The organism is Rubrobacter marinus, from assembly GCF_011492965.1.
In the GTDB taxonomy this organism is placed as follows: Bacteria; Actinomycetota; Rubrobacteria; order Rubrobacterales; family Rubrobacteraceae; genus Rubrobacter_F; species Rubrobacter_F marinus.
This window is the reverse complement of sequence record NZ_CP045121.1, coordinates 2,443,731-2,462,783: the sequence shown is the minus strand read 5'-3', so window position 1 is coordinate 2,462,783 and position 19,053 is coordinate 2,443,731. Positions and strand designations below refer to the sequence as shown.

General features: G+C 69.9%; 19 protein-coding genes and 1 pseudogene. 9 read left to right on the top strand and 11 right to left on the bottom strand.

Translation table 11 applies throughout. The features are described from left to right. Positions 1–16: 16 nt before the first annotated feature. From GBA65_RS23160 to GBA65_RS12670, 5 genes and pseudogenes are all read right to left on the bottom strand, one after another. A complete protein-coding gene (locus tag GBA65_RS23160) occupies positions 17–574 on the bottom strand; it encodes a hypothetical protein (protein WP_207955732.1) in 558 nt (185 codons plus the stop codon). 96 nt (positions 575–670) lie between these two features. Beyond that, entirely contained in the window at positions 671–823 is a 153-nt protein-coding gene (locus GBA65_RS12690; protein ID WP_166396867.1) for a hypothetical protein, read from the bottom strand. 107 nt (positions 824–930) lie between these two features. Next, positions 931–1,455 (bottom strand): MogA/MoaB family molybdenum cofactor biosynthesis protein, encoded by a 525-nt coding sequence (locus GBA65_RS12685; RefSeq protein ID WP_166396866.1) that lies wholly within the window; start codon positions 1,453–1,455, stop codon positions 931–933. Next, a pseudogene (locus GBA65_RS12680) lies at positions 1,452–1,981 on the bottom strand (MBL fold metallo-hydrolase). The gene GBA65_RS12685 and the pseudogene GBA65_RS12680 overlap by 4 nt, the downstream one beginning before the upstream one ends. A gap of 112 nt (positions 1,982–2,093) precedes the next feature. After that, positions 2,094–3,572, bottom strand: a complete 1,479-nt coding sequence (locus GBA65_RS12670) for a leucyl aminopeptidase (RefSeq protein ID WP_207955731.1) — start codon at positions 3,570–3,572, stop codon at positions 2,094–2,096. A gap of 93 nt (positions 3,573–3,665) precedes the next feature. On the opposite strand from GBA65_RS12670, the gene GBA65_RS12665 reads away from it, so the two are divergent. The 4 genes from GBA65_RS12665 (at position 3,666) to GBA65_RS12650 (ending at position 5,824) form a co-directional block, all read left to right on the top strand. Continuing rightward, positions 3,666–4,049: a glycosyltransferase gene (locus GBA65_RS12665; protein ID WP_166396864.1), complete on the top strand. Its 384-nt coding sequence runs from the start codon at positions 3,666–3,668 to the stop codon at positions 4,047–4,049. 83 nt (positions 4,050–4,132) lie between these two features. Next, a complete protein-coding gene (locus tag GBA65_RS12660; protein ID WP_166396863.1) occupies positions 4,133–4,363 on the top strand; it encodes a hypothetical protein in 231 nt (76 codons plus the stop codon). A 35-nt stretch (positions 4,364–4,398) separates the two neighbouring features. Beyond that, positions 4,399–5,019 (top strand): TIGR04282 family arsenosugar biosynthesis glycosyltransferase, encoded by a 621-nt coding sequence (locus GBA65_RS12655; RefSeq protein ID WP_166396862.1) that lies wholly within the window; start codon positions 4,399–4,401, stop codon positions 5,017–5,019. A gap of 28 nt (positions 5,020–5,047) precedes the next feature. Further along, on the top strand, positions 5,048–5,824 hold the full coding sequence (locus GBA65_RS12650) for an inositol monophosphatase family protein (protein WP_166398495.1): 777 nt from the start codon (positions 5,048–5,050) through the stop codon (positions 5,822–5,824). A gap of 53 nt (positions 5,825–5,877) precedes the next feature. Here the strand turns inward: GBA65_RS12650 and GBA65_RS12645 are convergent, their stop codons facing one another. Next, entirely contained in the window at positions 5,878–7,143 is a 1,266-nt protein-coding gene (locus tag GBA65_RS12645; RefSeq protein ID WP_407691090.1) for a glutamine synthetase family protein, read from the bottom strand. Positions 7,144–7,412: 269 nt separating this feature from the next. On the opposite strand from GBA65_RS12645, the gene GBA65_RS12640 reads away from it, so the two are divergent. The 3 genes from GBA65_RS12640 to GBA65_RS25300 all read left to right on the top strand — a co-directional run bounded on the left by GBA65_RS12640 (position 7,413) and on the right by GBA65_RS25300 (position 9,612). Then, a complete protein-coding gene (locus tag GBA65_RS12640; protein WP_166396860.1) occupies positions 7,413–8,276 on the top strand; it encodes a hypothetical protein in 864 nt (287 codons plus the stop codon). A 100-nt stretch (positions 8,277–8,376) separates the two neighbouring features. Beyond that, positions 8,377–9,423: a DNA topoisomerase IB gene (locus tag GBA65_RS12635; protein WP_166396859.1), complete on the top strand. Its 1,047-nt coding sequence runs from the start codon at positions 8,377–8,379 to the stop codon at positions 9,421–9,423. A 57-nt stretch (positions 9,424–9,480) separates the two neighbouring features. Further along, positions 9,481–9,612, top strand: a complete 132-nt coding sequence (locus GBA65_RS25300) for a hypothetical protein (protein WP_266096490.1) — start codon at positions 9,481–9,483, stop codon at positions 9,610–9,612. A gap of 10 nt (positions 9,613–9,622) precedes the next feature. On the opposite strand, the gene GBA65_RS12630 is transcribed toward GBA65_RS25300, so the two are convergent. The 4 genes from GBA65_RS12630 to GBA65_RS12615 form a co-directional block, all read right to left on the bottom strand. After that, positions 9,623–10,684, bottom strand: a complete 1,062-nt coding sequence (locus tag GBA65_RS12630) for an anthranilate phosphoribosyltransferase (RefSeq protein ID WP_166396858.1) — start codon at positions 10,682–10,684, stop codon at positions 9,623–9,625. A gap of 146 nt (positions 10,685–10,830) precedes the next feature. After that, positions 10,831–11,184, bottom strand: a complete 354-nt coding sequence (locus tag GBA65_RS12625) for a Rieske 2Fe-2S domain-containing protein (protein WP_166396857.1) — start codon at positions 11,182–11,184, stop codon at positions 10,831–10,833. Continuing rightward, positions 11,174–13,558: a nitrite reductase large subunit NirB gene (gene nirB / locus GBA65_RS12620; RefSeq protein ID WP_166396856.1), complete on the bottom strand. Its 2,385-nt coding sequence runs from the start codon at positions 13,556–13,558 to the stop codon at positions 11,174–11,176. Before nirB ends, GBA65_RS12625 begins: the two co-directional genes overlap by 11 nt. 1 nt (position 13,559) lies before the next feature. Then, on the bottom strand, positions 13,560–15,806 hold the full coding sequence (locus tag GBA65_RS12615; protein WP_166396855.1) for a molybdopterin oxidoreductase family protein: 2,247 nt from the start codon (positions 15,804–15,806) through the stop codon (positions 13,560–13,562). Between the two features lie 249 nt (positions 15,807–16,055). Between GBA65_RS12615 and GBA65_RS12610 the strand changes: the two genes are divergently transcribed. Next, positions 16,056–17,477, top strand: coding sequence for an MFS transporter (locus GBA65_RS12610; protein WP_166396854.1), 1,422 nt, complete (start codon positions 16,056–16,058; stop codon positions 17,475–17,477). 205 nt (positions 17,478–17,682) lie between these two features. Next, positions 17,683–17,880, top strand: coding sequence for a hypothetical protein (locus GBA65_RS12605; RefSeq protein ID WP_207955730.1), 198 nt, complete (start codon positions 17,683–17,685; stop codon positions 17,878–17,880). 13 nt (positions 17,881–17,893) lie between these two features. On the opposite strand, the gene GBA65_RS12600 is transcribed toward GBA65_RS12605, so the two are convergent. Continuing rightward, a complete protein-coding gene (locus GBA65_RS12600; protein WP_166396853.1) occupies positions 17,894–19,039 on the bottom strand; it encodes a carboxylate-amine ligase in 1,146 nt (381 codons plus the stop codon). Positions 19,040–19,053 lie beyond the last annotated feature (14 nt).

Genomic DNA, 19,053 nt, shown 5'->3' with positions numbered 1-19,053 from the left:
CCCTGCGCGGAGGGGCTTAACCCTCCTGCGGCTTGACCTGCGGTGCCCTGAGGAAGACCTCCTGATCGTTCACGGCCGTCGCCTCCTCCGGGCTGAGCGAGAGCTGCTCCTCCAGCTGCGGGCGCGGATTGTTCAGCCTGCCCGCGACGATGACGTTCTGCCCCTCGCTCACCGCGACCTCGTCGCCGACGTTGATGACGAGGAGCTGCTCGGCATCGCTCTCGCCCACAAAGAAGGCGCGCTCGCTGACGATGTTGCGCACCTCCGCGCCCCTGATGCGAGCGCGGTCGCCGTTGAGGGACTCCTTGTTGGGAGAGGCGATAACGGACCTCACGCTGGAGATCGGCGGCCTGTCTCCGCCGCCTCCCGTGCCTCCGCCCTGAGTGCCGCCACCCCCTCCACCGCCATTAGCCTGCTCGCCGCCCCCGCCGCCGTTGCCGCCGCCCTCGTTGCCCTCTCCGCCTCCACCGCATGAGGCGATCAGGGGTATGGCGACGAGCATCAGGACGACTGCCCCCAGCTCTCTCAGGCGGGCGACGCCGCGACGCTCCGTGCGTTGTGTGGTGGTCTGCAAGGGGTACCTCCGCGATGTTCTCGTGTCCAGAAGCCGCCGTTTCGCGGCCCGGTATTCTACAGGTCTGCCCCCGGCGTTGCTCGCGGTCTCTCGGGGCTAGCGCGGCTCGTAGACGTCGTAGAGGATCGGCTCTATGCCGTCTTCGCCCACGCCGGAGCGGTACTGAATGTAGTAGGCGCGCTGGAGGTAGGCCAGGGCGGTCTTTATGCGGCCCTCGAGCGCGGGGATCTCGGCCTCGAGCGACTCCAACCTGTCGGGGTCGAGGATGAGGTCTTCCTCGTCGTTGTCCTGCCACTCCTCCAGAGCCGGCGCCAGAGGGTGTCGAGCTCGGGGGAGAGGGGTTCGCGTTCCATGTTTTATGCTTCCTCTCTGTGCTTGCGCAGCTCGAAGACGACGTGAGAGAGCTCCGGGACGAGCAGCTTCTCCACCGCGAGGCGGACGGCGTTGCGCGATCCCGGCAGGCAGGCGACGAACCTGGAGCCGGAGGCGCCCGCGATGGCGCGGCTCAGAAAGGCCGCGGACCCTATCTCCTCGTACGAGAGGGAGCGGAAGATCTCGCCGAAGCCGTCGAGCTTCTTGTCGATGAGGCGGCTCGCCACCTCGTAGGTCGTATCGCGGGCGGAGATGCCGGTGCCCCCGGTCGTGACCACCGCGTCCACTTCGCGGCGGGCGAGCAGGCCCGTGAGCGTCTCCTCTATCCTCGGCGCGTCGTCGGGGACGATCTCGCGGTGCACGATCTCGTGCCCGCCCCCTTCGAGGAGCTCGACGGCGGTGTTCCCGCCGGTGTCGGTCTCCGGCGTCCGCGAATCGCTGATCGTGACGACGGCGACCCGGACGTGGTCGGGGGCGGACTCCCGGTGCTGGCGGACGCTCTCGCTCAAAACGCGCCCCCCATGGGGCCCTGCAGGAACGGGTTGGTCATCCGCTCGCGGCCGACCGTTGTCTGCGGGCCGTGGCCGGAGAGGACGCGCGTCTCGTCGGGCAGGGGGAGCAGCCGCTCCTCGATGCTGTGCATGAGCAGCTCCATGCTCCCTCCCGGCAGGTCCGTCCGGCCGACGCTCCCCGCGAAGAGCGCGTCCCCCGAGAAGACGAGGTTCTGGTCCTCGACGAGGAACGCGAGGTGCCCCGGGGCGTGACCGGGGGTGTAGAGCGCGTGCAGGCGGAGCCCGCCGACCTCGACGACCTCGTAGTCCGCTATGTTCCGGTCGACCGCGGGGACCTTGCCGAAGCGCATCCCCATCATCACCGCCTGCTGGGGGACGGTCTGGAGCATCGCCTCGGCCTCCTCGTGCATGAGGACGGGGCAGGCGTACTCGTCCGCGAGGGGGCGATGGCGCCGACGTGGTCGATGTGGGCGTGGGTGACGATAATCTGCGAGATCTCCAGGTTCGTCCCTTCGACCGCGATCGCGATGCGCGCCGCCTCGTCCCCGGGGTCTACGAGCGCCCCCGTCCCCGTCGCCTCGTCCCGAGGATGTAGCAGTTCTCCTGGAACGGGCCGACGGTGATCATCTGGACGATCATGGCGCGCCCCCGTCGCCGGCGCGGCCCCTCAGAAACTCCACGAGCAGGCGGGCCGGGGTGCCGGAGCCGCCCTTCGGGGTGTAGGCGTTTCTCGCCTTGGCGCTGTAGGCGACCCCCGCGATGTCCAGGTGGGCCCAGGGGTAGTCGACGAACTCCTTGAGGAAGGCGCCGGCGGTCAGGGCGCCGCCGTAGCGCCCGCCGGAGTTTCTGATGTCGGCGGTGTTGCCCTTGATCTGCTCGGTGTACTCCTCGAAGAGGGGGAGGTGCCAGGCGCGCTCGCCGGAGGCCTCGCCCGCCCTGCGCACCTCTTCTATAAGCGCGTCGTCGTTGCCCATTAGGCCGGACGCGTGGTCCCCGAGGGCGACGTGGCACGCGCCGGTGAGGGTCGCGCAGTCGATCACCGCGGCGGGGCCGTAGCGCTTGGCGTAGGAGAGGGCGTCGGCCAGGATCAGACGCCCCTCGGCGTCGGTGGTGACGATCTCGGTCGTCTTGCCGGAGTGGAGCGCGAGGACGTCCCCGGGCTTGAAGGCGTTGCCGTCGGGGAGGTTCTCGGTCGACGGGACGAGGGCGACGACGTTGACGGGGAGCCCGAGTGAGCCCACGGTTTCCATCGCCCCGAGGACGGCGGCCCCGCCGCTCATGTCGTACTTCATGTCCTCCATGCCGGCCGAGGGCTTTATGGAGATGCCGCCCGAGTCGAAGGTGACGGCCTTGCCGACGAGCACGACCGGCGCCTCGTCGCCGCCCCGCCCGTGCTCCAGCACGATAAATCGCGGCTCGTTCTCGGCCGACCGTCCCACCGTCGCGAGGCCGTTGAGGCCCTCGGCCTCGATCGCCGCCCGGTCGAGGACCGTGACGTCCATGCCGTGGCGCTCTGCTATCTCCCGCGCCCTCTGCGCGAGATACTCGGGCGTCGCCGTGTTCGAGGGCTCGTTCTGGAGGTCGCGGGCGAGCACGGCGCCCGCCGCGAGCTTCGCCCCGGTCTCCGCCCCTCCGGCGACGCCCTCATCATCGGAGACGATGGTAAAGGTCGAGAGCTCGTGCCCGTCGGCTCCGCTCTTGTAGCGGTCGAAGCGGTAGAGCCCGAGGGCCGCCCCCTCGGCCGCGGCCTCGGCGGCGGCGACGCGGGCTGCCGAGCCCTCCGCGACGGGCAGGGCGAAGGCCGCGCTGTCGAGCTTCAGGGAGCGGGCCCGCGTCGCGGCCGTGGCGGCGGCGCGCCGGAGCGCGTCCAGCCCGAAGGACGAGCGGGCGCCCAGGCCGACGAGTAGGAGCCTCGGGGACCGGAGGCCGTCGGGGTTGTAGACGAGGGCGGAAGAGCCCTTCTTGCCGGAGAAGTCCCCGTCCTTCAGCACCCCGGCCGCCTCGCCGGCCAGCTCCCGAGGGACGTCCTCGCCCTCGAAGAGGGGGACCGCGAGCAGGTCCGCCTCGACCCCCGCGAGCCCCTCGCCCTCTTGTCCTGTCGCGATCCGAACCAAGCCAGGTCCTCCTCTAGTTTGAGCGTGAGCCGTCCCCGTCCCGGGAACGCGTTGATTATAGGGCAAAGAGGGCCGCGCTCCGCCGACCCACGCATGCCCTATACTCGCCGGGCGATGCAGCTCTCCGTGGTGATCCCCACCCTCGACGAGGCCGAGAACATCGGCCCGCTCCTGGAACGCCTCTCCCGGACCCCCGGCGTCTCGGAGGTCGTCGTCTCGGACGGCGGCTCGGCGGACGGGACCTGCGGGATCTCCCGCGCGTTGGGGGCGAGGCTCGTCGAGTCCGAGCCCGGCCGCGGGGCGCAGCTTCGGGCCGGCGCGCGCGAGGCGAGCGGCGACGTGCTGCTCTTCCTTCACGCCGACGTCGTCCCGCCGATGGACCTCGCCGCCCAGATCGAGGGCGCGCTCGGCCGCGGCTGCGTCGGGGGAACTTCCGGCTCCGCTACCCGGAGGGCGGCGCGCTCGGGCGGTGGTTAGAGGCGCTCGCCCCCTTCTACCGGAGGCTCGGCCGCTACTACGGGGACTCGGGGATCTTTGTCCGAAGAGAGGTCCACGACCGGTTGGGCGGCTTTCCGCAGATCCCCGTCATGGAGGACGTCGTCTTTGTCCGCCGGCTCGAGGAGGCCGGGGAGACGGCGTACCTGCCCGGCCCGATGGTGAGCTCGGCCCGCCGGTGGGAGGGGCGTCCGGCGAGAACCCTCCTCCTCTGGGCCTCCCTGCAGGCCGCCTTCGCCCTCGGCGCCAGCCCGCACGAGCTCGCCCGCTTCTACCGGGCGCACGGCAAGGGGTAGCCGTAGTTCGCATCGTGGTCATGGCGAAGGCCCCGTTGCCCGGGAACGCGAAGACGCGCCTGCGCCTCCCGCCGGAGGGCGCGGCGCGGCTGCAAGCCGCTCTCGTCTGCGACACGGTGGAGAAGGCGAGCGCCCTCGGCCCCACGAGCGTCGCGGGCACCCCGGCCGACGGGCTCGCGCTTCTGGAGCCGCTGCTGCCGGAAGGCGTCAGTCTCTTCGCGCAGAGGGGGGCGGACCTCGGGGAGAGGATGCTCGACGCCGCCTCGCGCCTCTTCGGGGAGGGCCCGGAGCCCGTCCTCATCCTCGGCACCGACGCCCCGACCCTGCCGCCCGCGGAGATCCTGGCCGCGTCCCGGGCGCTCCGGACGCACGACGCCGCCATCGTCGGGAGCGACGACGGAGGATACGTCCTGCTGGGGCTGCGCGCGCTCCACGCGGCCCTCTTTCGGGACGTCCGCTGGTCTACCGAGACCGTGTACCGCGAGACCGTGGAGAAGGCTTTAGGCGCTGGCCTCTCCCTGTACGAAGGGAGGCCGCACTACGACGTCGATTACCCGGAGGACCTCGATCGCCTGGCGGGGAGCTTCGGGGCGGCCCCGGCTCGCCCGCGCACCGCCGGGGTCATCGAGGAGCTGCTGCGGCCTCCCCGAGCCTAGCGGCGGCTGCGGTGCTATCTTGGCCCGCATGGAGAACCTGCGCCCCTACCTGGATCTCGCCGTACGGACCGCCCACGAGGCCGGCCGCCTCACGCTCGGTTACTTTCAGGCCGGCGTCCGGCCCGAGTGGAAGGCCGACGACACGCCGGTGACCGCCGCCGACCGGGGGGCGGAGGAGGTGATCCGGGCCCGCATCCGCGCGGCGTACCCCGGGCACACGGTCGTCGGGGAGGAGTTCGGGACCGAGGAGGGGAGCGTGGGGAGCCACCGTTGGATCGTGGACCCCATCGACGGCACCAGGGCCTTCGTCAGGGGCGTGCCGCTCTACGGCGTCCTCGTGGGGCTGGAGATCGAGGGCGTCTGCGAGGTCGGCGTGGCCTACTTCCCCGCCCTCGACGAGATGCTCTCCGCCGCCACGGGCCTCGGCTGCTACATGAACGGCCGCCGCGCCCGCGTCGCGCAGACCCCGAGGCTCGGAGAAGGCATCGCCTCGTTCACGGACGCCGCGAGCTTCGAGGAGCACGGCAGGGGAGACGCCTGGGGGCTCGTGCAGAGGGTGGCGGGCGGCGTACGGGGCTGGTCGGACGCCTACGGGCACGCCCTCGTCGCCACCGGGCGGGCCGACCTCATGCTCGACCCCGTCCTCAACCCCTGGGATTGCGCCCCCTTCCCGCCCATTCTGAGGGAGGCCGGCGGCTACTTCGGGGACTGGTCCGGCAACGAGACGATCTACGCCGGCGAGGGCATCAGCACCACGAGGACGCTCCTGCCCGAGGTGCTGCGCCTCCTGGACGACGGGGCATAGAGAAGGGGCGCGGATCTCTCCGCGCCCCGGAAGCGATCTCCTTTAGCCGGCGGCTAGAGGATCGGCAGGTACTTCTCCAGCTCGTACGGGGTGACCTGCATGCGGTACTCGTCCCACTCCTCGCGCTTGACGTTGAGGAGGCGGTTGTAGACGTGCTCGCCGAGGGCCTTGTAGAGGAGCTCGGACTTCTCGGCCTCCTCGATGGCCTCGCCGAGGGAGCCGGGGAGGCTCTCGATGCCCATCTTCTCCCGCTCCTCGTGGGTGAGGTTGTAGAGGTTGCGCTCCATGGGCTCGGGGAGCTCGTAGCCCTTCTCGATCCCTTCGAGGCCGGCGTGCAGGAGGGCGGCCATCGTCAGGTAGATGTTCGCCGAGGGGTCGGGGCAGCGAAGCTCCATCCTCGTGGACTTCTCCTGGCCCGGGTGGAAGCCCGGGACGCGCACGAGCGCCGAGCGGTTCTTGCGGCTCCAGGCGATGTAGACCGGGGCCTCGTAGCCCGGGACGAGCCGCTTGTAGGAGTTGACGTTCTGGGCGAAGATGATCGAGAGCTCGCGGGCGTGGCGGAGCTGACCGGCGATAAACGACTTGGCGGTGTCGCTCAGGAAGTACTGGTCGTCGCCGTCGAAGAACGCGTTCTTGTCGCCCTGGAAGAGGGACTGGTGCGTATGCATGCCCGAGCCGTTCTGGTTCTGCAAGGGCTTCGGCATGAACGTCGCGTAGACGCCATGGCGCGTGGCGATCTCCTTGACGACCGTCTTGTAGGTCATCACCTTGTCGGCCATCGTCATCGCGTCGTCGAAGCGCAGGTCGATCTCGTGCTGGGAGTGCGCGACCTCGTGGTGCGAGTACTCGACGTGGATGCCGAACTGCTGGAGCGCCAGGACCGTCTCGCGCCTCAAGCTGGTCGCGGCGTCGAGCGTCGTCAGGTCGAAGTAGCCGCCGTAGTCGAGGGGCTCGGTCCCGTTGGAGTCCTTGAAGTAGAAGAACTCGAGCTCGGGGCCGACAAAGAAGTTGTCGAAGCCCATCTCCGTGGCGCGCTCCAGCGCACGCCTGAGGACGTGGCGCGGGTCGCCGACGTAGGGGTCGCCGTCGGGGGTCTGCACGTCGCAGAACATCCTCGCGACCGCGTTCTCCTTCGGGCTCCAGGGGAAGACCTGGAAGGTCGAGGGATCGGGCATGGCGATCATGTCCGACTCCTCGATGTCGTTGTAGCCCGTGATGGAGGAGCCGTCGAACCCTAGCCCGCCGTCGAGCGCGTCCTCGAGCTCCTCGACGGTGAGCGCGAAGCTCTTGAGCGTCCCCAGGATGTCCGTAAACCACATGCGAATGAACTTGACGTCCGCCGCTTTGGCCTGCTGCAATACCTGCTGCTTGGCTTGTGCGTCCAACTCCGTGCCTCCTGTCCTTGCGTCGTTCCGCTCTTACCGGGATGGTGGGCCGTGTCCTTGCCACGTGTTTCCTTTGACCCAACGGGGCCATAATATGTAGGAGGTGAGCCGGTGAGTAGGGCCTTGGGTACAAGCAAAACGAGCGCGAGAAGCCGGATTTTTGGCCAGTTGTACAAAGAGCGGCGCCGAGGGCCGTCGAATGAGTGGCGGATGGCATCGGGGTAGAATTACGGGACGCGGGGGCCGCGACCTTCGCCACGACGAGCGAGGACGACGGAGGGGAAGCGATGGAGAACGGGCCGCAGGACAGGACCGAGGACCGGCGCAGGCGGACCGGGCCGCTCGGGGAGACCGGGGACGACCCGGAGGCGACCCGGCGCGTCCCCGCCTCGCGCGAGGCGGAGGACACGCAGCCCGTCTCGCAGGGGGAGCCCGGGCGGGAGGGCGCCGAGACGCGCGTCATAAGGACCCCTGGCTCGCCCGGGGCTCAGGCAGAGGAGCAGACCAACCCCAGGGGCTACTTCGAGGCGAACGAGGAGCGCGAGGAGCGCCTGAGGGACATCTACGGCGGGGTGGACTGGCTCGCGAGCTTCGTCGGGTGCCTGATCGCGGTCGTCACCGGCCTGGTGCTGCTGGCCCTCGCCGGGCTCGTGCTCGTGCCGCTCGGGTTCACGCTCAACCTGGAGGGCAGGGAGATAGGGGCCGCGATCATCACGGGGCTCGTGGTCGTCGGGGTCGTCCTGTTCCTCGCCTACCTCTTCGGGGGCTACGTCGCGGGGAGGATGGCCCGCTTCGACGGGGGCCGCAACGGGATGATGAGCGTGGCGTGGAGCCTGGCCCTCGTCCTGCTCGTCGCCGCGGTCGGCAGCTTCCTCCCGGGGCGTTTCTTCGACGTCCTGCAGGAGTTCGTCCAGAACACGGTCCTCCCGACCGTCGGCGGCCTGACGGAGCTCGGGCTCGCCGGGGCGGGGATTATCGCGGGCGCGCTCCTCCTGGCGCTTCTCGGGGGCTTCTTTGGCGGGCGCCTCGGGTCCCGCTACCACTCCGCCATAGACGGCACGACCTGAGGGGCGGGGCGCGCGGCTTGTGCGCCGTAACACACGTATTCTCCGGGCGTCGGATATATTCTCGCGCGATCATGCCGTACGATCTGGAAAGAACAGGCTAATGGGCGTAACAGCGCGCGGGCGGCACCTGCTCCACAAAACGGGCATCAAGCGGGTCGGGACGAAGGAGAAGGGGTTCTCGTACGCCTACCCGGACTCCGACGAGGTGGTGCGCGAGGAGAAGGTTCTGGCGCGCATCGAGAGCCTCAAGATCCCTCCCGCCTGGCAGGAGGTTCGCATAGCACGAGGGCCGTCCGCGAAGGTCCAGGCGGTCGGCTACGACTCCGCGGGGAGGTTGCAGTACCTCTACCACCCCAAGTACCGCGAGCGCAAAGAGAGGGAGAAGTTCGACCGCATCCTGCGTTTCGGCGATCGGCTCCCCGAGATGCGCAGGATCACGAGCGAGCACCTCGACCACGAGAAGCTCGACCGCGAGAAGGTCCTCGCGTGCATGACGCGGCTCATAAACGCGGCCTACTTCCGCGTCGGGGACGAGCGGTACGCGAAAAAGAACAAGACCTACGGCATCGCCACTCTCAGGCGCAAGCACCTCACGATCAAGGGCGACGAGATGCTCTTCGAGTACCGGGGGAAGTGGGGCCAGATCCAGCGCAAGTGCGTGATCGACGGGCGGCTGCGCGAGGTGGTCGAGCGGTGCGCCGCGCTCCCCGGATACGAGATCTTCAAGTACAAGGAGGGCGGCGAGGTCCGCGACGTGAAGAGCCGCGACCTGAACGCCTACATCAAGGAGATCATGGGCCGGGAGTTTACCCCGAAGGACTTCCGCACCTGGGCGGGGACCCTCGTCGCCGCCGTCAAGCTCGCCGAGCTCGGGGCCGAGGAGGACGAGAAGAGGGCCAAGAAGAACGTCCTCCAGGCGATAGACGCGGTGGCGGAGCGGCTCGGCAACACCCGGGACATCGCGCGCGCCTCGTACGTCAGCCCGCGGGTGATCGAACACTACCTGGAGGGTGAGGTGATCGCGCGCCAGGCGGAGCGCCTGGAGGAGGTGATCCTGGCCGAGCAGGGCGGCCTCACGCGGGACGAGGAGTCCCTCTTGGAGCTCCTGCAGAGGAAGCTCCGCCGCGAGCTCGAGAAGGCCGCGTAGTAAAATCGCTTCCTCGGAGGCCCCCAAGGGGCCGAAGCGAGCGAGACGGAGGAAACCATGATGAAGGGCATCGCCCTCAAGCTGTTGAAAAACCCGCAGGCCCGCCGCCTCGGGATAAAGCTGCTGAAGAACCCGCGCGTGCAGCGCGAGATCATCAAGCAGGTCTCCCGCCGCCTCGGCGGGAGGTAGCGCCCCGGGGCTACCCGCCCCGGACCGCGGCGCCCCGCCGCATCCGGTCGAGGACCGCCGACGCCGCGCCCGTGGAGATCGCCTCCCGGGCGCGGCGCACGTGCTCGGCGAGCGGCGTCTCCTCGTCCGCGAGCCAGAGCCTGAGGGCCGCGTTGTAGAGGATCATGTCGAGGACCGGGCCCTCCTCGCCCGAGAGCGCCCCGAGCAGGCTCTCGGCCTCGGCCTCCTCGCCCCCCCAGGGGATGTCCGCCCTCGTGGCGCGCCCGAGCCCCAGATCCTCCGGGGCGACCCTCGCGTCCTTATCGCCCCGCGGGGTCACGAGCAGGAGCGAGGAGGCGCCGTCGGGCGGGGCCTCGTCCGAGCCCTCGACCGCCTGGTAGACGAGCGCCCTCTCCACCCCGAGCGCCCTCAGGGCATCCGGCATCGTCTCCAGAAACGGCCGCCGGTGCGTTATGCCGACCATCATCCGTGCTCCCGCGACCGGCGAGACGAGCTTCTCCGCGACGTTCAGCGCCGTCCTCCTGACCATCTCCCGCCGGAGCTGCCTCAAGCCGTCGAGCTCGGGCAGGTAGCTCCTCGGGGAGACGGCGGCGAGCCCGTCCTCCGCGAGAGAGGCCGTCGCCTCCGCGAGCGTCTGGGGGGCGCCGACGCCGAGGTTCCTGAGGGCGTCGAGGTTCGTGCGCCCGGACTTGGGGGGGACGTCCTCCCCGGCGAGCACGACGACCCTGCCGCCCGCGGCGGCGGCCACGAGGGAGGAGACCGCGCCGACGTTCGTGGTGCGTAGCTTGCCGTCGAAGCCGCCCGAGACGGCGACGACCGGTGGGCCCTCCGGGACTTCTATCGGCCGGACGAGGGAGGCGAGGCCCCGGGCGATGCCCGCGAGCTCCCCGGCGCCGTTGCCCTTGGCGCGTCCGATCAGGAAGAAGCCGGCGGCCTGCGCCGGGGTCGCGACGCCGCGCAGGATCAGCTCCGTCGCCTCCCGGGCGGTCTCCGGGTCGAGGTCCTGGAGGCTGTCCGGCCCCCGGGCAAGCTCCTTGAGGTAGGGCGCGAACTCCCTCCAACCCTCGCTCATGCGACGCCTTCCTTTCGACACGCTCCGCGGCGCCCGGGCATCTCCATCGCCCGGAGCGACCGAAAGAGCCGGGGCGCGACGGCGCGCCTCCGGCTCGTGATCCTCTCCCCATCCTTTTACCACTTTTGGGGGCCGGGTACCCCGGCTCAGGCGGGGCTCGGCGCCCCGAGGGAGGCCAGCGCCCGGGTGTCGAGGTAGACGAAGCCCTCCTCCCTCTTCACCGAGAAGGCGAACGTGCAGGAGAGCCCTTCGTCGTTCAGCACCTCGCCGGTCTTCAGGTCGATCTTGCGGGCGTGCAGCGGGCAGGTGACGGTCGCCGCGGCGACGTCCCCGTCGGAGAGGGGACCACCCCTGTGGGGGCAGACGTCGTAGACGGCGTAGAAGCCCTCCTCCGTGTTGAACACGCCGACGTAGAAGCCCCCGACCTCGACCCTGCGGCCCTCGAGGAACGGCACGTCGTCCTCCGCGCAGACCCTCGTCCAGCGCTCGCTATCCGTCATTGACCACCCCCGCGAACTGGTTTCTCGTCTTGTTCTGAACCCGCTCCTGCCACGGATCGTACGAGGCCGCCTTCGCCTCCGCGAGACGCTCCCTGAGCCCCTCGGGCTCGCCGGAGTCCTCGGAGAGGACGTGCTTCTTGATCTCCTCCAGGCCGACCCGCGGGACGAAGTCGTAGGTGCGCTCCTTCCAGCGCCCGTTCTCCCGGTAATACTGGAAGAACGCCTTGACGACCCTCACCGCCTCCTCGTGCGTCTCGACGGTGGCGAGCAGGTCGCCCTTCCGGACGTCCATGCCCGCCGCCCCGCCGACCCAGACCTGCCAGCCGCCCTCGATCGCGATGACGCCGACGTCCTTGACGGTCGACTCTGCGCAGTTTCTGGGGCAGCCGGAGGCCGCCATCTTCACCTTCGCCGGGGTGTAGAGGTTCTCGAACGCCTCTTCGAGCTCGATCCCCAGGCCCGTCGAGTCGCCGACGCCGAAGCGGCAGAACTCCGTGCCGACGCACGTCTTGACCTGGCGGAACGCCTTGCCGTAGGCGAACCCGCTGGGCATGCCGAGGTCCTCCCAGGCGCTTGGGAGGTCTTCCTTTCTGACGCCGAGGATGTCGAGGCGCTGGGAGCCGGTTATCTTGATCATGCGCGCCTCGTACTTCTCGGCGACGTCGGCGATGCGCCGGAGCTCGTCGGCGGTGGTGACGCCGCCGCGCGTGCGGGGGACGATGGAGAACGTCCCGTCGTTCTGGATGTTGCCGTGTACCCGGTCGTTTATGTGGCGGGCGTGGCGCTCCTCCTCGTGGCGGTTCGCGTTGACCTCGCTGACGACGTAGGTGAGGCCGACCTTGCAGTCCGAGCAGGCCTTGCCGGCGCCGCACGCCTCGCCCAGGGCGCTGACGCTCTTGATGCCGCGCTGCTTCACGATGCCGCGGACGTCGTCGGTGGAGAGCCCCATGCACTTGCAGAGCTCCTCCTTCTCCTCGACCGGGCCGCCCGTGGCTTCTTCGAGGACCGTCTTTATGATCGGCTTGCAGCTGCCGCAGGAGGCGCCCGCCTTCGTCGCGGCGCCGACCTTGGCGACGGTGTCGGCGCCCTTCTCGGTGATGGCGACGAGGATCCGGCCCTTCGAGACCCCGTTGCAGTCGCAGACCTGGGCGTCGTCGGGGAGCGGGGGGGCCTCGACCCCGCCGCCGGAGCCGAGGATCAGGTCCGCGTACTCTTCGGCCCCCGCGCCCTGCCGGACCGCGCCGAGAAGCTGCGGCCCGCCCGTCGTGTCGCCGAGCAGCACCACGCCGACGACCCTGCCGTCGCGGACGACGGCCTTGCGGTAGATGCCCTTGACGGGGTTGGAGCTCAGGATCGCCTCGGCGCCTGGCCCCTCGCCGTAGACGTCCCCGGCCGATTCTAGATCGACGCCCATGACTTTGAGGCGCGTCGCGGTGCCGCCGGGGACGTAGCGGGAGTTCTCGTCGCCCCGGAGGCGGCGGGAGAGGACGCGGACCTGCTCCAGGGCGGGCGCCACGAGCCCGATCGTCTTCCCGCCGTGCTCGGCGCACTCGCCGACGGCGTAGACGTCCTCGGCGCTGGTCTTCAGGTGGTCGTCGACGACGATGCCGGTGTTGACCTTGAGGCCGGCCCTCCGGGCGAGCCCGGCGTTCGGGCGGATGCCCGTGCAGATGACGACGAGGTCGGCGTCTAGCTCCTCGCCGCCGCGCAGGCGCACCCCCCGGACGCTGCCGTTGCCGAGGATCTCCTCGGAGTGCGCGTTCAGGCGCATGCCCACGCCAAGGTCGCCCATAGCGCGCGCGAGCATCGCGCCGGCGGGGCCGTCGAGCTGCTGGTTCATGGGATGCCCCGAGCGGTGGACGACCGTGACACCGGCGCCGCGGTTCGTGAGACCGTAGGCCGCTTCTAGGCCGAGGAGGCCGCCCCCGATCACGACGGCCTTCTCCGGCTCCGCCTCCAGCATCTCCTCCGTGTCGCGCACCGTCCTAAAGACGAAGACGCCGTCCTTCTCGCGCCCGATCATCGGCGGGATCCAGGACGACGAGCCCGTTGCCAGAACGAGCTTGTCGTAAGGAACCCACTCCCCGTCGTCCCCGCGTACCTTCTTCGCGGCTGCGTTGATCTCCTCCACCCTCACCCCGAGGCGCACGTCGATGCCGCGCTCGGCGTACCAGTCCCTCGGCCGCATCCCGAGCTCCTCCAGGCCGACCGAGCCGGCCATGTACTCGGAGAGGCGCACCCTGTCGTAGGTACCGACGTGCTCGTCCCCGTAGAGCGTTATCGAGAACCCCCCAGGTGCTTCCTCGACGAGGCTGTCGACCAGCGCCGCCCCGGCGATCCCGTTCCCTATTACCACGATCCTCGTCCCGCTCATCTCAACTCCCGTCCCACGCGGAGAGCGCCTCCGCGGTCGCTCGCTCTTCTCTCGTCGCTTCCTCCGCACCCACCGGCTCGACCCTCACCGCGGCCCCCTTGAGCTCGGGCTGGAGGCTGACGGGGTCTCGCTCGTCGTGCGTCGCGTCGTTGACGCTCCCGCCCTCCGTCCACAGGTCGCCCCAGTGGAAAGGCGCGAAGACCGTCCCGGCCTGCATCTCGTCCGTCACCACGGCCCTCGCGACGAACGAGCCCCGCTCCGAGACCACCCGGGCCGCCTCCCCGTCCGTCACCCCGGAACTCCCGGCCGCGTCGGGGTGGAGCATCACGAACGGGCCGGAGAGGCCCTTCGTCAGCTTCGCCGAGCGGCCGGTGCGGGTCATCGTGTGCCACTGGTTCTTTATGCGGCCGGTCGAGAGGACGAGCGGAAACTCGGTGCCCGTCTCCTCGGCGAGGCCCGCGTCGTGAGGCGTCGGGGCGAAGCGGGCCTTGCCGCTCGGCGTGTTGAACTTTTTGTCTACGTAGAGGCGCGGGGTGCCGGGGTGCTCCTCCTCGTCGCGCTCCCAGATGCTCCGCGCGATCCCATGAAACGGCCTCTCCTCGTGGTCCATGCGGTCCGGGGCGGGCCACTGCACCGGCCGCTCCCTGAGGCGCTCGTGCGAGATGCCCGTTACGTCGGGGAACCTGCCGCGCGTGAGCTCCCGGTACTCCTCGTAGACCTCGGCGGAGCTCCCCCAGCCGAACGCCTCCCCGAAGCCCATCTCCCTGGCGACGCCCGCGAAGATCTCCCAGTCCGCCCTCGCCTCGCCGGGCGGCTCGACGAGCTTCTCGACGATGCTCACGCGGCGCTCGGAGTTCGTCATCGCCCCGGCCTTCTCGCCCCAGGCCGCCGCCGGCAGCACGAGGTCGGCGAGGGCCGTCGTCTCCGTCGGGTACGCGTCCGAGACGACGAGGAACGGGGCGTCGGCGAGGGCCTTGCGGACCCTGTTCAGGTCCGGCATGGAGGCCGCCGGGTTCGTCGCCGCCACCCACAAGAACTTCACGTCGCCCTCCCCGAGCGCCCTGAACGACTCGACCGCCGGGAGACCCGGCTTCGAGGGGATGCTGCCCTCCTCTATTCCCCAGGCCCCCTCCACCTCGCGGCGGTCTCCTTCGTTCTCGATCAGCCGGTAGCCCGGCAGGAGGTGCGCGAGGCCGCCGACCTCCCGGCCGCCCATCGCGTTGGGCTGTCCCGTCAAGCTGAACGGGCCGGTCCCGACCTTGCCGACGTTCCCGGTCGCGAGGCAGAGGTTGATGATCGCGCGGTTCTTCAGCGTCCCCTGCGCGCTCTGGTTGACGCCCATCGTCCACAGCGCCATCGCGGTCTTCGCCTCGCCGAAGCGGCGCGCCGCCTCGACGATGTCCTCCGCCTCGACGCCGCACACCCTGGCGGCCCGCCGGGGCGTCCACTCGTAGGCGATCTCCGCCGCCTCCTCGAAGCCCTCGGTGTGGCGCCCGACGAACCTCTCGTCGACGAGCCCCTCGTCGAGGACGACCCGGAGCATCGCGTTGGCGAGCGCGAGGTCGGTGCCGGGTCTTATGGGGAGAAAGACGTCGGCGATCTCCGCCGTCGCGGTGCGGCGCGGGTCTACGACGATCACGGAGACCCTGGGGTCCCTTTTGCGCTGCAAGATCCTGCCGAACGTCACGGGGTGACAGTCGGCGGTGTTCGAGCCCCAGAGCGCGATGCACTCGGCGTACCCCACGTCCGCGTAGGAGGAGGGCGGACCGTCCGACCCGAACGCCCCCTTGTAGCCGGCCACCGCGCTCGACATGCACAGCCGCGAGTTGGAGTCGACGTTCGCGACCCCGAGGTACCCCCGCGCGAGCTTCCCGGCGGCGTAGTAGTCCTCCGTGAGGAGCTGGCCGGAGACGTAGAACGCCGCGGCGTCCGGCCCGTGATCCCGGATCGTGGCGCCGAGCTTCTGGGCGACCTCCCCGAGGGCCTCGTCCCACGAGACGCGCCCGAAGCCCCCGCCCGGCTTGCGCCTCAGGGGGTGGGTCAGGCGGTCGGGGTGGTGGACCGCCTCCGGCAGGCCCGCCGGCTTCGGGCAGAGCTTCCCGAAGTTCGCCGGATGCGAGCGGTCCCCCCGGATGGAGACGATCCTGCCGCCTTTCACCCCCGCCTCGACCCCGCATCCCACCCCGCAGTAGGGGCACGTGGAACGCGCCCAACGCTCGGGGGCCGTCTTCTTCTTGCCTGCGGCCAAACTTATGCGCCCTCCCCTACGACGGACCTGCAAACGGAACAACCGACGCCCCAAAGGTTAGGGGAGGGGGCGGCTCGCCTACATCGGCCCGGTGTATAGACATTGCGCACATAGGTGCTCGCCGTTTCTGGTCGTATGCATAAAGACCGCGCTTGTGACGCGTCCGTAGCATTGACGGCGTCGGGGCACCGTCCTTCGCCCCGTCGAGTTCCGGCTTGTTCCTACGAGGCAGAAGGGGGTCGAGGGCCGATGTCAGCGAGAGGCGGCGCGATAGAGCGCGAAGGCATCAGGGGTGGCGGGTGGATAAACGAGTGGAACCCGGAGGATGAGGGGTTCTGGGAGGCGAAGGGCAGGCGCGTCGCGAGGCGCAACCTCGTCTTCTCGATCTTCGCGGAGTTTCTCGGCTTCTCCGTGTGGCAGCTCTTCAGCATCGTGGCGGCGCTGTTGCCGCTCATAGGGTTCGCCTTCACGGCCCCGCAGCTTTTCGGGCTCGTGGCGATACCGCCGCTCGTGGGGGCGACGATGCGCTTCCCGTACACGTTCGCTGTTGGCATCTTCGGGGGGCGCAACTGGACCGTGATCAGCGCGCTCTTGCTCCTGATCCCGACCGTGATGCTCGGGATCATCATCCAGAACCCGGAGACCCCTTACTGGCTGTTCGTCGTCGCGGCGGCTTTGGGAGGCTTCGGGGGCGGCAACTTCTCCTCCAGCATGGCGAACATCGGCTACTTCTACCCGAACGACAAGAAGGGGACGGCGCTCGGGATCAACGCCGCGGGCGGCAACCTCGGGGTGGGCGTCGTGCAGCTTATCGTCCCGTTCGTCGTGGCTTCGGCCGCTCTCGGGGCCGTCTTCGGGGGCGCCTCGCAGACCAGGACCGACGCCGCCACCGGCGAGACGAGCCAGGTCTTTATCCAGAACGCGGCGTTCTTCTGGGTGCCCCTGATCCTGCTAGCCGCCCTCGGGGCGTTCCTTTTCATGAACAACCTGAACGTCTCTCAGGCCTCCCCGAGGGAGCAGGCCCCGGTGGCGAAGCGCAAGCACACCTGGGTGATGAGCTACCTGTACATCGGGACGTTCGGCTCGTTTATCGGCTACTCGGCGAGCTTCCCCGTCCTTATCGGCAACCAGTTCCCCGAGTACGCCGCCACCTGGATGGCGGCCCTGGGCCCTATCGTCGGCTCCCTGGTGCGCCCGTTCGGCGGCTGGCTCTCGGACAAGCTCGGCGGGGCCAGGATCACGCTGTGGACCTTTGTCGTGATGATATGCGCGGTCCTCGGCGTCCTGTACTTCCTCTCCGTCCAGTCGTTCGCGGGCTTCTTCCTCTCGTTCATGCTGCTGTTCCTGACGACCGGCGTCGGCAACGGCTCGACGTACCGCATGATCCCGTTCATCTTCCGCACCGAGCGCGAGCGCGAGGTCGAGGGGCAGGGCGAAGGGATACTGGCCGAGGCGCGCCGCCGCGGCCTGAAGGAGGGTGCCTTCGCCATCGGGTTCATCGGCGCGATCGCGGCCTACGGGGGCTTCGTCATCCCGCAGGCCTACAAGTACTCCATCGGCGCGACCGGCGGGCCCCAGACGGCCCTCACCGCCTTCGTCGCGTTCTACGTGACCTGCGTCGCCGTCACCTGGTACTTCTACTTCCGCAAGAACGCCGAGATCCGCTGCTAGGAAAAAGCGGGGCGGGACAGCAGGCGTCCCGCCCGGGACCGACGGAAGGGGAACGCGATGCCCTACACGACCGTACTCCTGCAGACCATCACCGCCGTCGAGGGCGGGGGCTGGACTCGCCCTCGCCCCTCAACCTGACCTACGAGGTTCCGCAGGGCTGCACCGCGGGCGTGCAGTACGTGCGGGCCGGGAACTCCTCGGGGGGATGGTCAATGTCACCCTGCTCAAGGACGGCAAGGTGATGCGCTACTTCCCGATCTCCGCCGGGGGCGCCATGCACGTCCCGCTCTCGATCGTCGACGAACTGGAGCCCGGGACCGAGATCACCGTCGCCGCCGCCGGGGAGGCGGCGGGGACCCTGATCCTGGACATCGGCGTCCTGGAGGTGAACTCCTCCCCGTAGCGCGAGGGCGGGTCTAGGACTCTTCCTCTACCGCAGCCCGGGTCCTACGGGCCGCGTCGCGGGCGACCTCGACGGCGGAGCCGGTCTCGCGCCAGACCTCGAGCTGGCGGTCGGCCTCCGTGGGCTCGTCGAGGAGGCGGGCGGCGCCGGAGAGGTCGCGCTCCGTGCTCGCCTCGAGCAGACGGAACCACGACTCGAGGACCTTCCGGGTGGGGACGCTCTCGTGCGAGGCGGCGTCGATAAAGGTGCCTTCGAGGCCGTAGCGCTGGGCGCTCCACTTGTTCTCCTCGATCTCGCGCGCCGGCAGGACGGGACGCCTCTCCCCGGCCTCGTACTCGGCGGAGACGGCGTCGCAGAGGGCGGCGGTCAGGGAGACGAGGGCGGCGGTGCGCCGGGGGTCGGCCTGGGCGTCGGAGGCGCGCATCTCGATCGTGCCCAGGGCGGGCTGGGGACGGACGTCCCACCAGATCTCCGCGAGCTTGTCGATGGCGCCGGAGCGGTGGACGTAGTCCACGTAGTCCTTGTACCGGGACCAGGAGCCCATCGGCTCCGGCAGGCCGCCCCGGTGCATGGAGCGCGAGAAGATCAGGACGCGCGAGGACTGCATGTCCGTGTTCTCGCCCTGCCAGAACGGCGAGTTGACGGAGAGGGCGAGGAGGTGCGGCACGTACTCGCGCAGCCGGTCGAACATGTAGATGGCCTTCTCGGGGCCGTTGACCGCGTAGTGGACGTGCAGGGCGAAGGTGTTGTTCCGGCGGATCAGCCACCCCAGCCGCTCCTTGAGGCGCTGGTAGTGTGGCTTGTCGATGATCTCCTGCTCCCGCCAGTCGCCAACGGGATGCGTGCCGCTGACCCCGAGCTCCCGCCCGAGGCGCCCGGCCTCGGAGAGGAGGTAACGACGTCGCCCGATGAGGTCCGAATAAACGCCTTCCGCGTCCGCGTGGACGCCGGTGTTGGCCTCGATCTCGCAGTCGATAAGCTCCCCGGAGAGGTGACCCTCCGGCGCCTTCGCGAGGATCTCCTGCGCCCCGCCGGCGAGCTTCATCGTCGCCGGGTCGGCCAGCCAGAGCTCTTCCTCCGCCCCGAGGGTGCCCTCCGGGGCGCCCCTCTCGAAGGCGTCGTCCGGGATCAAGGTCTGCTTCTCGGCGCCTGTCGTCAAGGTTCTCCTCCCGC

Coding starts and splice junctions, on each gene's coding strand:
- GBA65_RS12665 (WP_166396864.1), top strand. CDS start 3,666: ATGCCCTATACTCGCCGGGCGATGCAGCTCTCCGTGGTGATCCCCACC.
- GBA65_RS12650 (WP_166398495.1), top strand. CDS start 5,048: ATGGAGAACCTGCGCCCCTACCTGGATCTCGCCGTACGGACCGCCCAC.
- GBA65_RS12645 (WP_407691090.1), bottom strand. CDS start 7,143: ATGTGGTTTACGGACATCCTGGGGACGCTCAAGAGCTTCGCGCTCACC.
- GBA65_RS12635 (WP_166396859.1), top strand. CDS start 8,377: ATGGGCGTAACAGCGCGCGGGCGGCACCTGCTCCACAAAACGGGCATC.
- GBA65_RS25300 (WP_266096490.1), top strand. CDS start 9,481: ATGATGAAGGGCATCGCCCTCAAGCTGTTGAAAAACCCGCAGGCCCGC.
- GBA65_RS12630 (WP_166396858.1), bottom strand. CDS start 10,684: ATGAGCGAGGGTTGGAGGGAGTTCGCGCCCTACCTCAAGGAGCTTGCC.
- GBA65_RS12625 (WP_166396857.1), bottom strand. CDS start 11,184: ATGACGGATAGCGAGCGCTGGACGAGGGTCTGCGCGGAGGACGACGTG.
- nirB (WP_166396856.1), bottom strand. CDS start 13,558: ATGAGCGGGACGAGGATCGTGGTAATAGGGAACGGGATCGCCGGGGCG.
- GBA65_RS12610 (WP_166396854.1), top strand. CDS start 16,056: ATGTCAGCGAGAGGCGGCGCGATAGAGCGCGAAGGCATCAGGGGTGGC.
- GBA65_RS12605 (WP_207955730.1), top strand. CDS start 17,683: ATGGTCAATGTCACCCTGCTCAAGGACGGCAAGGTGATGCGCTACTTC.